Origin of the sequence: Pseudomonas sp. NFX5, from assembly GCF_049132125.1 — a bacterium.
Classification (GTDB): domain Bacteria; phylum Pseudomonadota; class Gammaproteobacteria; order Pseudomonadales; family Pseudomonadaceae; genus Aquipseudomonas; species Aquipseudomonas marginalis.
Map to the genome: position 1 here is coordinate 133,544 of NZ_JAFMZG010000012.1, position 14,370 is coordinate 147,913.

At 61.8% G+C, this 14,370-nt stretch carries 8 protein-coding genes; 2 read left to right on the forward strand and 6 right to left on the reverse strand.

Annotated features, from left to right (window positions below; translation table 11 throughout):
* Positions 1 to 2 precede the first annotated feature (2 nt).
* From ptsP to treP, 4 genes are all read right to left on the reverse strand, one after another.
* Positions 3 to 2,528 carry a phosphoenolpyruvate--protein phosphotransferase gene (gene ptsP, locus J1N02_RS07875; RefSeq protein WP_421147259.1) on the reverse strand — a complete coding sequence of 842 codons (2,526 nt, stop codon included), beginning with the start codon at positions 2,526 to 2,528 and terminating at the stop codon, positions 3 to 5.
* 61 nt (positions 2,529 to 2,589) lie between these two features.
* Positions 2,590 to 3,810 (reverse strand): maltoporin, encoded by a 1,221-nt coding sequence (locus J1N02_RS07880; RefSeq protein WP_027605435.1) that lies wholly within the window; start codon positions 3,808 to 3,810, stop codon positions 2,590 to 2,592.
* Between the two features lie 74 nt (positions 3,811 to 3,884).
* Positions 3,885 to 5,531, reverse strand: a complete 1,647-nt coding sequence (gene treC, locus J1N02_RS07885) for an alpha,alpha-phosphotrehalase (protein WP_421147260.1) — start codon at positions 5,529 to 5,531, stop codon at positions 3,885 to 3,887.
* Between the two features lie 70 nt (positions 5,532 to 5,601).
* The gene (gene treP, locus J1N02_RS07890; protein WP_027605433.1) at positions 5,602 to 7,044 is read right to left on the reverse strand and encodes a PTS system trehalose-specific EIIBC component; all 1,443 of its coding nucleotides are present in this window, start codon (positions 7,042 to 7,044) and stop codon (positions 5,602 to 5,604) included.
* Between the two features lie 239 nt (positions 7,045 to 7,283).
* On the opposite strand from treP, the gene treR reads away from it, so the two are divergent.
* Both treR and J1N02_RS07900 read left to right on the forward strand, forming a co-directional pair.
* Positions 7,284 to 7,988, forward strand: coding sequence for a trehalose operon repressor (gene treR / locus J1N02_RS07895; RefSeq protein ID WP_027605432.1), 705 nt, complete (start codon positions 7,284 to 7,286; stop codon positions 7,986 to 7,988).
* Between the two features lie 65 nt (positions 7,989 to 8,053).
* Positions 8,054 to 11,113, forward strand: a complete 3,060-nt coding sequence (locus J1N02_RS07900) for a membrane-targeted effector domain-containing toxin (protein ID WP_421147261.1) — start codon at positions 8,054 to 8,056, stop codon at positions 11,111 to 11,113.
* Between the two features lie 71 nt (positions 11,114 to 11,184).
* Here the strand turns inward: J1N02_RS07900 and guaA are convergent, their stop codons facing one another.
* Entirely contained in the window at positions 11,185 to 12,762 is a 1,578-nt protein-coding gene (guaA, locus tag J1N02_RS07905; protein ID WP_053135539.1) for a glutamine-hydrolyzing GMP synthase, read from the reverse strand.
* A gap of 81 nt (positions 12,763 to 12,843) precedes the next feature.
* Positions 12,844 to 14,313, reverse strand: coding sequence for an IMP dehydrogenase (gene guaB / locus J1N02_RS07910; protein ID WP_003209646.1), 1,470 nt, complete (start codon positions 14,311 to 14,313; stop codon positions 12,844 to 12,846).
* Positions 14,314 to 14,370 lie beyond the last annotated feature (57 nt).

Here is a 14,370-nt window from a genome sequence, read left to right on the forward strand (position 1 = left end):
GCTCAGTGCTCCACGACAGGTGAGGTTTCAACGGTGGCCGCGTGGTAGAGGCGCAAGGCCTCGCGTACCTGGACGGCCTCTTCCAGGCCCAGTACCTGACGGGCAATGGTCTGGCAGCCGGCCAGGTCCAGCCCGCGCACGGTGGCCTTGATGGTAGGGATCAGCGGCACACTGACCGACAGTTCATCCACCTCCAGCCCGAGCAACACCGGCACCGCCAGGGCTTCGGACGCCAGTGCGCCGCATACGCCCACCCACTTGCCATGGGCATGGGCGGCCGTGACGGTGGTGGCGATCAGGCGCAATACCGCCGGGTGAAAGCTGTCGGCCTGGCTGGCCAGGCGCGGGTGATCACGGTCCATGGCCAGGGTGTATTGGGTCAGGTCGTTGGTGCCGATGGAGAAGAAATCCACATGGGGCGCAAACACATCGGCCATCAGGGCCGCCGACGGCACCTCGATCATGATGCCCAGTTTGGGCAACGCGCTGAGCCCAAGGGCCTGGGCTTCTTCCTCCATAATCTGGCGGGCCAGGTGCAGCTCCGACAGCAGGCTGACCATCGGCAACATGATATGCAGGCGTGCCAGCCCGGCACTGGCGAGGATCGCGCGCAACTGTTCACGCAACAGCTCCGGGCGCTCCAGGCACAGGCGTATACCGCGCAGGCCCAGGAACGGGTTGGTTTCACTGTCCATCGGCACGTACGCCAGGGGTTTATCGCCGCCGACGTCCAGGGTGCGCACCACCAGATTGCGCTCGGTGCCCAGGGCACGGGCGATGGCGCTGTAGGTGGCGGCCTGCTCATCCACGCTTGGGGCGCGATTGCGATCCAGGTACAAAAACTCCGAGCGCAGCAGGCCGACGCCTTCGCCCCCGAGGGCCAGGGATTGCTCCACTTCCTGCAACGAAGCGACGTTGGCGCTCACCTCGACGTGATGGCCGTCGCGGGTAATCGCCGGCACTGACGCCTGCGCCACATCACGCTGACGTCGCAGCACGTGCTGCTTACGCGCAGCTTCCAGCTGTTCGATCTCGGCCAGGTTGGGGTCCAGGTGCAGCTCGCCCTTGTCGGCATCGAGCAGGACCTGTTTGCCATTGGCCAGCGCCAGCACTTCAAGCCCGACCCCGCATATGGCAGGCAGGCCCAAGGCCCGCGCCAGGATCGCGACATGGCTGGTCGCCCCGCCGCCGACGGTGACAAACCCCAGCACCTTTTGGGGATCGAGGCTGGCGGTTTGCGAAGGCGTCAGTTGCTCGGCGACCAGGATCGCGCGGTCGGGCAGTTCCAAGGCGCGGTCTTGAATACCGAGGATCAGCTTCAGCACACGCTGGCCGACATCCGCCAGGTCCGCCGCACGTTCGGCCAACAGGGCATTGCCCAGGTTCTGGAACAGCTGGGCGGTGGCAACCGTGGCGCTGTTCCAGGCGAACGCGGCGCTCTTGCCTTCGGCCAGCAGGCCATCGGCTTGTTCCAGCAGCGTCGGGTCTTCGAGCAATTCCTGATGGGCACGGAAAATCTCCGCCTGGGCACTGCCTGCCGCCTGGGTTTGCAGGGCTTGCAGCGCTTCGGTTGCAGCCAACAGGCCACGCGCCAAAGCAGCACGTTCGAAGGTTTCTCCCGCCCCCTGTTCAGTCACCTTCAGCTCGGGCTCAGCAACCTGGACCACCTGGCCGAACGCCGATCCCGGCGATGCGCAAACGCCTCGCAGCAGCGTCGCAGACGATACCGGCACCGGCGTTTCAACCTGTGCAGCCGGTGCCGCGATGGCCTCGCCGCAGCCTTCAAGCAACAGCGCGACCAGCGCCTGGATCGCCGCCTCGGCGTCGTCACCGGCCGCACTCACTTGCAAGGTATCGCCCTGTACGGTTTGCAGCGCCATGATCGCCACCAGCGACTTGGCGTTGGCACTCTGGGTTTGCTTGTGCAGGTAAATGCTCGCGTTAAATCCTTTCGCCGCCTGGGCCAATACGGCGGCCGGGCGCGCGTGCAAACCGTTGGTGTTGGGCAAGGTCAACGGTTTTGAGAAGCGTGCATCGCCCTCCTCCTCATCGGCCTCCTCTACCCGGTTGCCGGGCGCAACCTGCAACACCGGTTGGCCCAATTCCACCAGGCCGCTTGCCAATGGCGTGAACGGCTCGCCGCTGACCACCAGCATCAAGGTCAGCAAACTGCGTGCGTGGAGTGCCACATAGTCGGCATCGAATTCGATCAAGGCTTGCCCGGCCTCCACCCGCTGGCCTTCCTCGACCAGGCGGGTGAAGCCCTTGCCCGCCAGGCTCACGGTGTCCAGGCCGATATGCATCAGCACCTGCACGCCGTTGTCGTCGGTGACGCTGACCGCATGCCCACTGTCCTGGATATTGCTGATCACCCCGGCCAGGGGCGCACACAGGGTCTGCGAGGTGGGATCGATGCACAGGCCGTCGCCGATCATGCGGCTGGCGAACACCGGGTCAGGCACCTTGTCCAGTGCCAGCAGCACGCCGGACAAGGGCGCCAGCAATTCCAGGGGTTGAGTTGCGGTCATGACGTCACCTGCTGTTTTGTTCTGTAAAGATCCTTGGGTGGATGCCTATCCCATGGATGACTTATTTCCACCAGTATTCAACCTGCACGCCCACGTTCGACCCATGCCGCGCGGTGCCATAGGCGCCGGTGTCGGACAACGCCGAACCCGCCGCCAGTTCATTCGCTGCACGCTTGGCCGCTTCGTTCCAGGTCGCATAGGTGTAGTACAACCGCACTTCCGGCCGCGCCCAGAAATCCGGGCCGTTGGGCGACCAGGTCGGGGCGAAGGTAAATTTGCTCAGCTTGCGCGTGCCGCCGGTGGCATCGACCTGATCATGCCCAAGCTCGGTGACCAGTTTGAATTGTTCGCTGATCGCATACGCGGGGCGTACGCCGATGGACATCCAGGTCTGGTCCTGGCTGCCGGGGCGAATATCCTTCTGGTACACCGCCTCGATCTGCCCTCCAAAACGCGGGGTCACCTGCCAGTCGAAGAACTCCACGGCGCGATAACTTTTGCTGCTGTTATCCAGGAAGGTATTGCCGGTGTAGCCCAGGCCGGTGCCGGGGCCTTCGCCGTACTGCAAAGCGAATTTGTTCTTGCCGCCCAGGAAGGGTTTTTGCACATGCTGCGCGGTGAGTGCCCAGCCGCTGTGGGTGTCACGCCCACCGGCCTTTTCGATATGGCTCAAGCCCAGCTCCAGCTCGCCGCCGGGGTTGGTCTTGAAGCCCGCGACGTTGAAGTCGTGACGGGTGGCGTATTCCTTCTGGTACAGGTTGTCCTTGCGCGAAATGGCGTAGCTGTACTTGAGGTCGCCGATCAGCACGTCCTCGATTCCGCCGCCGGTGGCGCTCTGGTTCCAGTAGTAGAAGTCGGAAATATGGATGTCATTGCGTTTGTAGTAACGCCGACCGGCCCACAGCGAACCGCCATTGAGGGCTGGCAGGTTCGACCACTGCGCATACATCTGCGGCATGCGCGCCGAGCCGTTGTCTTCGCCCTGGAATTTAAGAGCGCGGTCGTATTGGTTGTACAGCGATGCCATGGCGTCGACGCTGAGCACCGAGCCGTCGTCGAGGGTCAGCAGGTCCTGACGCAGTTCCAGCTCGGCATACTGCTCGCATTCGTTGCCCAGTCGGTATTTGGTTTGCGCCCCCGGCAACTGGAAACACTGCTGCTTGCCACTGCCTGTCGACGTCCCCGCGCCGCTGCGCAAGTAACCGGCAAATTCCAGGGCCTGCGCGCCGAATGGCAGACTCAGGCAGGATGCAACGAGGCCCAGCTTTATTGTTGTTTTCATGAAGCACTCCGATATTTTTATTATGTTTTTTGAAGCCCCCTGCGCTCCCCGTAGCAGCTACGGGCGTTCCAGGTTCAGTCCTTCAGGTGCAGCACAAAGGATTCGTACGGGCGCAAAGTCACCGTGGCCGTGCGTGGCGGGCAGTCCGGGTAGTTGCTGATCAGCAGGCGTTGCTCGGTCGCGGCGCCGATCACGTCGCCAGGCAGTTGGATCTCACAGGGTTGGCCGTAGAAGTTGTTCAGCACCAGCAGGCGCTCACCGTGGCCTTCGCGCAGGTACGCCCAGACCTGCAAATGGTCTTGCAGCAGTTGGCGGTAAACCCCCTCTTGAATCAGCGGTTCGTGGCGGCGCAGAGCGATCAGTGCGCGGTAGTGATGCAACACGGAGTCGGGATCGTCGCGCTGGTGTTCAACGTTGATCTGCGCGGCATTCGCCGGGAGGCCGATCCAGGGCTCGCCGGTGCTGAAACCCGCATTCGGCTGCGCGTTCCACTGCATGGGCGTACGGCCGTTGTCGCGGGACTTCTGCATGATCGCCGCCATGCTCGCCGCTTCGGATTCACCGGCATCGCGCTTGAGGCGGAAGATGTTCAGGGTCTCCACATCGCGGTACTGATCGATGCTGTCGAAGCCCGGATTGGTCATGCCCAGTTCTTCGCCCTGGTACACGAACGGCGTGCCCTGGAGGAAGTGCAGCGCGGTGGCGAGCATCTTGGCCGAGACCACGCGATGCTCACCGTCGTCACCAAACCGCGAGATCACCCGGGGTTGATCGTGGTTACACCAGAACAGCGCGTTCCAGCCGCCACCGGCCTGCATGCCCAGTTGCCAGTCGGAGAGGATCTGCTTGAGTTGCAGGAAGTCGAAGTCAGCCTTCACCCACTTCTGCAGGTTCGGGTAATCGACTTTCAGGTGATGAAAGTTGAAGGTCATCGACAGCTCTTTCGACTCTGGCCGCGAGTAGCGAATGCAATGTTCAAGGCTGGTGGACGACATCTCGCCGACGTTGATCAGGTCATGGCCTTCAAATACTTCGCGGTGCATCTCCTGCAGGTATTCATGCACGTTCGGGCCGTCGGTGTAGAAGCGGCGGCCGTCGCTGTTGTCTTCGGGGAAATCGGCGGGCTTGGAGATCAGGTTGATCACGTCCAGGCGGAAACCGCCCACGCCTTTGTCACGCCAGAAGCGCATCAACTTGAACACCTCGGCACGCACCTGGGGGTTGTCCCAATTGAGGTCGGCCTGGGTGTGGTCGAACAGGTGCAGGAAGTACTGGCCGGTTTGCGCCTCGTATTCCCAGGCCGAACCGCCGAACTTGGATTCCCAGTTGTTCGGCTGGTCGCGCCAGATGTAGAAGTCGCGGTAGGGGTTGTCGAGGCTGCTACGCGCCTGCTGGAACCACTCATGTTCGATGGAGGTGTGGTTGACCACAATGTCGAGCATCAGCTTGATGCCACGCTTGGCCGCTTCGCTGATCAGCAGGTCGCAGTCGGCCATGGTCCCGTAGCTGGGGTCGATGGCGTAGTAGTCGCTGATGTCGTAGCCGTTGTCCCGTTGCGGCGAGCGCAGGAACGGGGTGATCCACAGGCAATCCACGCCCAGCCATTGGAGGTAGTCGAGTTTGTCCACGATGCCCAGCAGGTCACCGGTGGCGTTACCCGCGTGGCTGTGGAAGCTCTTGGGGTAGATCTGGTAGATCACCGAGTGTTGCCAGTCTTGCATGGTGGGTTCCTTCAGTAGAATTGTGAGCGCGGTCAAATGTGGGAGGGGGCTTGCCCCCGATAGCGGTCGATCAGACGACGCGATAACCCGGCCGAACAATCTTCATGCTCAACGCACAGGTCAGAACAAACGGCACCACCATCGCGACCACCATCCCAATCACAAACATCGGAATGGCACTCGGCACGATCGAAATAAACCCAGGCAAGCCACCCACCCCGATGGCCGACGCCTGCACCTTGTTCAGCGACAGGAAAATGCTGCCCAGCGCCGAGCCCACCAGGGCCGCGTAAAACGGAAACTTGAAGCGCAGGTTCACCCCGAACATCGCCGGTTCAGTGATGCCGAAGTACGCGGAAATCGCTGAGGTCGAGGCCATGCTTTTATCCCGCGCATTGCGGGTGGTGTAGAACACCGCGAGCGCGGCGCTGCCCTGGGCCAGGTTGGACATCACGATCATCGGCCAGATAAACGTGCCGCCCTGGGTGGAGATCAATTGCAGGTCCACGGCGAGGAACATGTGGTGCATGCCGGTGATCACCAGCGGCGCGTACAGCAGGCCGAAAATCGCTCCGCCGACCATCGGCGCCAGGTCAAACAGGGTGACCACGCCTTCGGTGATCAGGATGCCGAGGTGACGGGTCACCGGGCCGATGATCGCCAACGCGAGCACGCCGGTGACGACGATGGTGGTGATCGGCACGACCAGCAATTGAATGGCGTTGGGTACGCGAGCGCGCAACCATTTCTCGATGACGCTCATGACATACGCCGCCATCAGGATCGGCAGGATCTGCCCCTGGTAGCCGACTTTCTCGATCTTGAACCAACCGAAAATATCGAAGTACGGCAGGCTCTGGCCGTCGAGCCCGGCAACCGCCTTGCCGTAGTTCCAGGCATTGAGCAGATCGGGATGCACCAGCATCAGGCCGAGCACGATGCCGAGGATTTCACTGCCGCCAAAGCGCTTGGCCGCCGACCAGCCCACCAACGCCGGCAGGAACACGAACGAGGTGTTGGCCATCAGGTTGATCAGGCTCCACAGGCCATCCAGGTTCGGGTAGGCCTCCAGCAGCGTCTGGCCCTCGATGAACATGCCCTTGGCGCCCATCAGGTTGTTCACGCCCATCAGCAGGCCGGCGATGATCAACGCGGGCAGGATCGGCATGAACACATCGGAGAACACCCGCACCAGGCGCTGCATGGCGTTGGTCTTGTCGGCGCCCTTCTTCTTCACATCGGCGATGGTGGCGGCAGCGAGGCCGGTCTGTTCGCGCAGGGCGGCGTAGACCTTTTCCACTTCGCCGGGGCCGATCACCACCTGGAACAAACCGCCGGTGAAGAACGAGCCCTTGACCAGATCGACCTGGTTCAACGCGCTGTTGTTGACCAGGCTCGGGTCCTTGAGCGCCAGGCGCAGGCGGGTCACGCAGTGGGCAGCTTGCTCAAGGTTGTCGCTGCCCCCGAGGTGCTCGAGGATCTCGCGGGCAATGTTGGAATAGTCGTGGCTCATGCTTGGTTTCCACTTTGATTTTTTTATTTGGGGGGCAGTCATTGGCAGCACGCCGAAGGCAAAAGTACTCGTACAGACGAGTTAAAGCAACAACTCGTCTGTACGAGTTTGATTTTGTTTATTCCCTGTAGGACACCACTGCGCTGCAAGCCGCAGAAATCCTTGGGTCTAATGGACAAACCGCCGCTCTGCCTCTAAGGTTCCTGCCTTGAACGCCAACGCGGCACAGAGCCCTACCCATGAGCAAATACAACCAGATCTATACCGATCTGCTTGCCAGCATCACCACCGAACGCCTGCAACGCGGCACGCGCCTGCCTTCCGAAACCGAATTGATGGACAGCTACCAGGCCAGCCGAGGCACCGTGCGTCGCGCCATCGAGCAGTTGCAGGAGCGAGGGTTTGCGCAAAAGATCCACGGCAAGGGCACCTTCGTGCTCTCGCCCAACCCGATTGAGTTCCAACTCGGCGGCATCGTCAGCTTCCACGAAACCCACGCCGACCTGGGCGATGACGTACGCACCGAAGTGGTCGAATTCACCCAGCTCCCCCTTGAAGGCCCGCTGTTGCAACACATCGAGGCCGAACCCGGCAGCCTCATCACGCGCATCAAACGGGTACGGCGCATCGGCGGCAAACGGGTGATCCTCGACATCAACCACTTCGTCGCCGACCTGATCCCCGGCCTGGACCAGGCGATCGCCGAACAGTCGATCTACGCCTTCATCGAGCAGACCCTGCAACTGCAGATCAGCTACGCCCAGCGCACCATCGAAGCCCTGCCCCGCAGCAAGGACGACCAGACACACCTGGACCTCGAAGGGCAGAGCCATGTGATCGTGGTGAGCAACCAGACGTTTTTGCAGGACGGGCGGCAGTTCGAGTACACCGAGTCGCGGCATACGTTGGATAAGTTTTACTTCTCCGATATCGCCAGGCGCTAACTATCTACCCAACGCCCGTCTAAACGGCTTGGCATGCTCGGCTCTTCCCCCTTAAGGAGAGCAGCATGCCGCTTGCCGACACCTCCCCCGCCGCTCAGCAACAACTCAGGGCCCTGGCGCCCATCGTGCTGGATGCGTGCCCGAACATGCAGAGGATGGCCATCGAGGCCGCCCGCGAGATTCTCGCAAAACACGATCTGGCGCCCCTGGATCCCGATCACGTGCACTGGCACCGCTTCAACGGCGGCGTCGGTGACCCGGCGACGTTCACAGGCTGGAGCCACAACGAAAAACCCCAGGCGTCGATGACGCTGACGCAGCTGGTCATTCACCGCTTCGAGGTCCATGACCAGGACAATGCCGACCTGCTCGACGGTGATGGTGGCTTTTATCGGGAGGGTGCCGAGGCGCGGCTATTCGATCAGCATAACGAAGTGCGGCTGTCCGCCAGCGCGGTGCTCAAGGACTTCTGGGCGATCAATTTCAGCGATCGCTACACCACGCGCATGGATGCATTCTGGCGCGCTCACTTTGATGATTTTCGCACCCTGGCCAAGGTCAACTGCCTGGCCGAGGCCCTGCAAGCACGACAGGCCGGGCATCTCCGCAAGTCGCAGTTGCAGACGGTGATTCGGGCCCTGGCCAGCAATCTGTGCTGGCCTCCAACCCTGTCCAACCTGCAGGCCAAGGCCACTTCAGCCGGCGGACTGCGTGTGGCGGCGCTGGATATCGGCGGACATATCGCCACGGATATCCTGCGCATCGTCGACGGCGATGGCCGGCAGATCCTCTATGTGCCGGGCGAGTCACAGGCCTTCCACTGTTTCGAGACCGCAGCTGACCTGCATTTCTGGCTGCTGAACCAGACCAGCCATCCGGACAATCGCGCACGCTTCATGGCTCACTTTCCACTGTCGACCCAGGTGCAACAGGACGACACCGATACCGTGACGTGGAAACAGATGCTGCTCATCCCCGTGCTGATCTATCGCACCGCCCAGGCCCTGGCGGGTACCCTGCCGCCGGACTGGGTGGACAAGGGCCTGTCCCACCAACTCGACCAGTTGTTTGTCGACTGGGGCACCTGGGACCACCGCCTGATCAATCAAGCCGACCAGACCATCGAGGACGATGCCTTTACCTGGCTGGCGCAATCGAGTCAGACGCGCATGCGCAATGACGCGGATTTTTCCCTGCGCAGCAATGGCGACCTGCGCAAGAAACTCTGGATCGGCTACCTGAACGCCTTTGGCAAAACCTTCGGCCCGATGGCCGTGGTCGGCTGGCCGGTAGCGTTGGTGGTGGTGGGGGCCAGTGCGGCAAATCTTGGCCTGAACATCGACCAGGCCATCAACGGCAAGACCCCGGCCGAACGCCACGCCGGGGAGCTGGGCGCGATATTCAGTGCCATCGATACGCTGTTTAACCTGGCACTGTTGAAAGCCGACGGGGTCATGCCCGATATCGCCGAAGCGGCCGACACCCTCGCAGTGGAGCCCATTGAGTTGACGCCGCCCACAGCGCCCGCCAGCGCACCGCCGGTGCCTGAGCCTGCGGTACCTGCCACCTACCAGGCCAACCTGATACTGGAAGGAGAACACCTGGATACCGCCCCCGGAAAATTCCAGCAGGTCTATAGCCTGCGGACCTCCGACGGCATGCCTCAGCAAGCCATCCTGATGAACGATCAAGCCTATTACGTGCGCTACGAAGCCGACCCCAACGGCCGTGGGCATTGGGCGATTGTCGACCCGAACACCCCCCATGGCTTTTCCGGCGCGCTGCCGGTGCGCCTGAACGAACTCAACGAATGGGAACCTGTGCCCCACAGCAACGGCTTGAAAGGCGGCGGGGGAAACTCCAGCAAAAGCGCCCGGGGGCCGGCCCCCTCGCAGGTCCCGCCACCGCCACAAGCGATGACCACGCCACCCCACTCGCTGCGCAGGGTGACCAGCCCCTTCGATACCCCGCCATCCACCCGCCCGGAAGTGAAACGCTGGGCAATGGGCCTCACTGAAACCCACGTTCACCGCCGCTTCGGCCGCATTGACCGCTTCACCTACTACTTCGGCGAAACTCAGCGCAAACTGCTGCAATCAGCACAAGACTTCTACAAGGAACTGTCCTGGACCCGCCTGCCACCTCGTCCGGACATCCCCGCCTTTGAACCGACAACGGCCTTCGATGAAGTCCTCGAACGCCTGCCCGAAGATCTCCCGGGCTACGTCATCGGCGAAACCCTGGACCGTATCAGCAGCACCCGCCTGGTGATCAACAACTTGCCGCTCTTCGCGCGCAAGGGCGTGAAAACCCTGTATATGCGGCGCCTGCTCAACGACTTCGCCCAGGATGATCTGAACCACTACTTCCAGACCGGCGAGATGCCGGAGGACCTGGAAAGCTACCTTGGCAAGCTGGGCACTGATCCATCCGGGCAGTTCAATGAACTGGAACTGGTCAAGACCGCCAGGGCCAATGGCATACGCGTGCAGGCTATCGACTGCGCAGCCCATTACAAATACCCCACCCCTATCGCCGATCTTTCAGAACAGGTGATGAGCAATTACCTCGCCCACATCCTTATCCAAGCCGACATAGCGCTGAACGGCGGCGGTAAATGGCTGGTACTGACCGGCGCCAGAAACATCAACACCTTCAATGGGTTCGCCGGTCTCAGTGAACTGGAAGGAGGCATCGGGCTGCGTATAGAAGAGGTCTTTCCGGGGCAAGGCAACGAGGTGCGTATCGACCCCGGTATCGCCATTGATCGCGACAGCGCCCCCCGTCATGAAAGCATCGGTGACAGCTTCGACACCTTGAATGCCGACCTGCGCGTACAAGTGGAAGCGCCGCCGGTGCACAGGACGCTGGAGCAACAGCAGCGACTGCTGTTTCGCAAGGGCATGTACCTGATCGACGAAAACCAGGGCAACTACACCCTGCGGCATCACAGCAGAGACAGGGGCATCGTTGCGACACCCATCAATCGGCTGGCCGACGGCAGCTTTTACATCGACCGCCCGGCCTGGGCAGGCGTGCATGACATACGGTTCCCCACGCTGGAACAGCTGTCCAGCGCCCTTACCAATATGGGCATGAGCCTGCAAAGTCGGCTTCCTGCCTGACAGGCAATAAAAAACCTGGCCGAGGCCAGGTTTTTTACTCACTCAACGCAGGCCATTCAGGCTCGCCTTGCTTATTCCCACTCAATCGTCGCCGGCGGCTTGCTCGACACGTCATAAGTAACGCGCGAAATACCTTCGATCTCATTGATGATACGGCCGCTGACGGTTTCCAGCAGTTCGTACGGCAGGTGCGCCCAACGGGCAGTCATGAAGTCGATGGTCTCTACAGCACGCAGGGCCACGACCCAGGCGTAACGACGGCCATCGCCTACAACGCCTACGGACTTAACCGGCTGGAACACCACGAACGCCTGGCTGACCTTGTGGTACCAGTCGGCCTTGCGCAGTTCTTCGATGAAGATGTGGTCGGCACGACGCAGCAGGTCGGCGTATTCCTTCTTCACTTCACCGAGGATGCGCACGCCCAGGCCCGGGCCTGGGAATGGGTGGCGGTACACCATGTCGTACGGCAGGCCGAGTTCCAGGCCCAGACGGCGGACTTCGTCCTTGAACAGTTCGCGCAGCGGTTCTACCAGCTTGAGGTTCATTTCCTCAGGCAGGCCACCCACGTTGTGGTGGGACTTGATCACGTGGGCCTTGCCGCTCTTGGCGCCGGCCGACTCGATCACGTCGGGGTAGATGGTGCCCTGGGCGAGGTACTTGATGTTGTCCAGTTTGTTGGACTGGGCATCGAATACGTCGATGAAGGTACGACCGATGATCTTGCGCTTCTTCTCCGGGTCGGACTCGCCGGCCAGGTTGTTCAGGAACTGTTCTTCGGCGTTGGCGCGGATCACCTTGACGCCCATGTTCTCGGCGAACATGGCCATTACCTGCTCGCCTTCGTGCAGGCGCAGCAGGCCGTTGTCGACGAACACGCAGGTCAGTTGGTCGCCGATGGCCTTGTGCAGCAGCGCAGCGACCACGGAGGAGTCAACGCCGCCGGACAGGCCGAGCAGCACGTTGTCGGTACCGACCTGGGCGCGTACATTGGCGATCGCGTCTTCAGCGATTTTCGACGGGGTCCACAGGGCTTCACACTCGCAGATGTCGAGGATGAAGCGCGACAGGATGCGCCCGCCTTGCTTGGTGTGGGTCACTTCCGGGTGGAACTGCACGCCGTAGTAGCGACGCTCGTCGCTGAACATGCCGGCGATCGGGCAGCTCGGGGTGCTGGCCAGGATGTGGAAGTCTTCCGGCATCCTGGTGACCTTGTCACCGTGGCTCATCCACACGTCGAGGCCGAACAGGCCGTCGGCGTCGACGTGGTCTTCGATGCCGTCCAGCAGGCGGCTCTTGCCGACCACGTCGACACGGGCATAACCGAATTCACGCAGCTCGGAACCTTCAACCTTGCCGCCCAGTTGCTCGGCCATGGTCTGCATGCCGTAGCAGATACCAAAGACAGGCACACCCAGGTCGAACACGGCTTGCGGGCAACGCGGGCTGTTGGCTTCGTGCACGGACTCGGGGCCACCGGCGAGGATGACGCCTTTCGGTGCGAATTCGCGAATCGCTTCGTCATCCATGTCGAACGGGTGCAGTTCGCAGTACACGCCGATTTCACGCACGCGGCGGGCGATCAGCTGGGTGTACTGGGAACCGAAGTCGAGGATCAGGATGCGGTGGGCGTGAATGTCGAGGGCCATGAAGTCAGTCTCGTCTAATGAATCAGAAACAACTCGGGGCTGAAAGAACAGCCCCGGTTACTTAACGTTTTGCTGGAAGCCTCAACCTACGCGGTAGTTTGGCGCTTCCTTGGTGATCTGCACGTCGTGGACATGGGATTCAGCCATGCCGGCGCCGGTGATCCGTACGAACTCTGGCTTGGTGCGCATTTCTTCGATGTCGGCGCTGCCGGTGTAGCCCATCGAGGAACGCAGGCCGCCCATCAGTTGATGGATGATGGCGCTCAGGGTGCCCTTGTACGGCACACGGCCTTCGATGCCTTCCGGTACGAGCTTCTCGGCGCCTGCCGAGGAGTCCTGGAAGTAACGGTCGGAAGAGCCTTGCGCCTGGGACATGGCGCCCAGCGAACCCATGCCGCGGTAAGCCTTGTAGGATCGGCCCTGGAACAGTTCGATCTCGCCCGGCGCTTCTTCGGTACCGGCGAACATCGAGCCCATCATCACGCAGGAAGCACCGGCAACGATGGCCTTGGACAGGTCACCGGAGAAACGGATGCCACCGTCGGCGATCAACGGTACGCCAGTGCCTTCAAGGGCCGCGGCGACGTTGGCGATGGCGCTGATCTGCGGCACGCCCACACCGGCGACGATACGCGTGGTGCAGATCGAGCCAGGACCGATACCGACCTTGACCGCATCGGCACCGGCTTCGGCCAGGGCCTTGGCGGCAGCGCCGGTGGCAATGTTGCCGCCGATCACCTGCACGTCAGGGAAGTTCTGCTTGACCCAGCGAACGCGGTCGATCACGCCTTTGGAGTGACCGTGGGCGGTGTCGACCACTACCACGTCAACACCGGCAGCCACCAGGGCCGCCACGCGGTCGCCGGTGTCTTTGCCGGTACCGACCGCAGCGCCGACGCGCAGACGACCTTGGTCATCCTTGCTGGCCAGCGGGTAAGCCTTGGCTTTTTCGATGTCGTTGACGGTCATCATGCCCTTGAGGGCGAATTTGTCGTCGACGATCAGCACGCGCTCGATACGGTGCTTGTGCAGCAGTTCGCGCACGTCGTTCTTGTCGGCGCCTTCCTTGACAGTCACGAGACGCTCTTTAGGCGTCATCACTTCGCGGACGGTGACTTCAAGACGGTTCTCGAAACGCACGTCACGGGAGGTGACGATACCGACCAGGTCGCCATCGTGCAGTACCGGAACGCCGGAGATGTTGTGCAGGCGAGTCAGGTCGAACAGGTCACGTACGGTAGCGTCGGCTTCGATGGTGATCGGATCCTTCACCACACCGGCTTCGTAACGCTTGACCTTGCGCACTTCGGCAGCTTGCTGCTCGATGGTCATGTTCTTGTGGATGATGCCGATGCCGCCTTCCTGAGCCATGGCGATTGCCAAACGGGCTTCGGTGACGGTGTCCATGGCAGCGGAAACCAGGGGAATATTCAGCTCGATGCCACGGGTTAGGCGGGTCTTGAGACTGACTTCGTTAGGAAGCACCTCGGAATAACCGGGCACTAGGAGAATGTCGTCGAATGTCAGAGCTTCTTGGCTGATACGCAGCATCGCGGGGGCTCCCGAGCGGGAAAATGGAAGCGCGCCATTATACTCAGACACCCCTCA

Bases quoted from the DNA above. Each gene is read 5' to 3' on its own strand.
- ptsP (WP_421147259.1), bottom strand. From the start codon at position 2,528: ATGACCGCAACTCAACCCCTGGAATTGCTGGCGCCCTTGTCCGGCGTG.
- treR (WP_027605432.1), top strand. From the start codon at position 7,284: ATGAGCAAATACAACCAGATCTATACCGATCTGCTTGCCAGCATCACC.
- J1N02_RS07880 (WP_027605435.1), bottom strand. From the start codon at position 3,810: ATGAAAACAACAATAAAGCTGGGCCTCGTTGCATCCTGCCTGAGTCTG.
- J1N02_RS07900 (WP_421147261.1), top strand. From the start codon at position 8,054: ATGCCGCTTGCCGACACCTCCCCCGCCGCTCAGCAACAACTCAGGGCC.
- treP (WP_027605433.1), bottom strand. From the start codon at position 7,044: ATGAGCCACGACTATTCCAACATTGCCCGCGAGATCCTCGAGCACCTC.
- guaA (WP_053135539.1), bottom strand. From the start codon at position 12,762: ATGGCCCTCGACATTCACGCCCACCGCATCCTGATCCTCGACTTCGGT.
- treC (WP_421147260.1), bottom strand. From the start codon at position 5,531: ATGCAAGACTGGCAACACTCGGTGATCTACCAGATCTACCCCAAGAGC.
- guaB (WP_003209646.1), bottom strand. From the start codon at position 14,313: ATGCTGCGTATCAGCCAAGAAGCTCTGACATTCGACGACATTCTCCTA.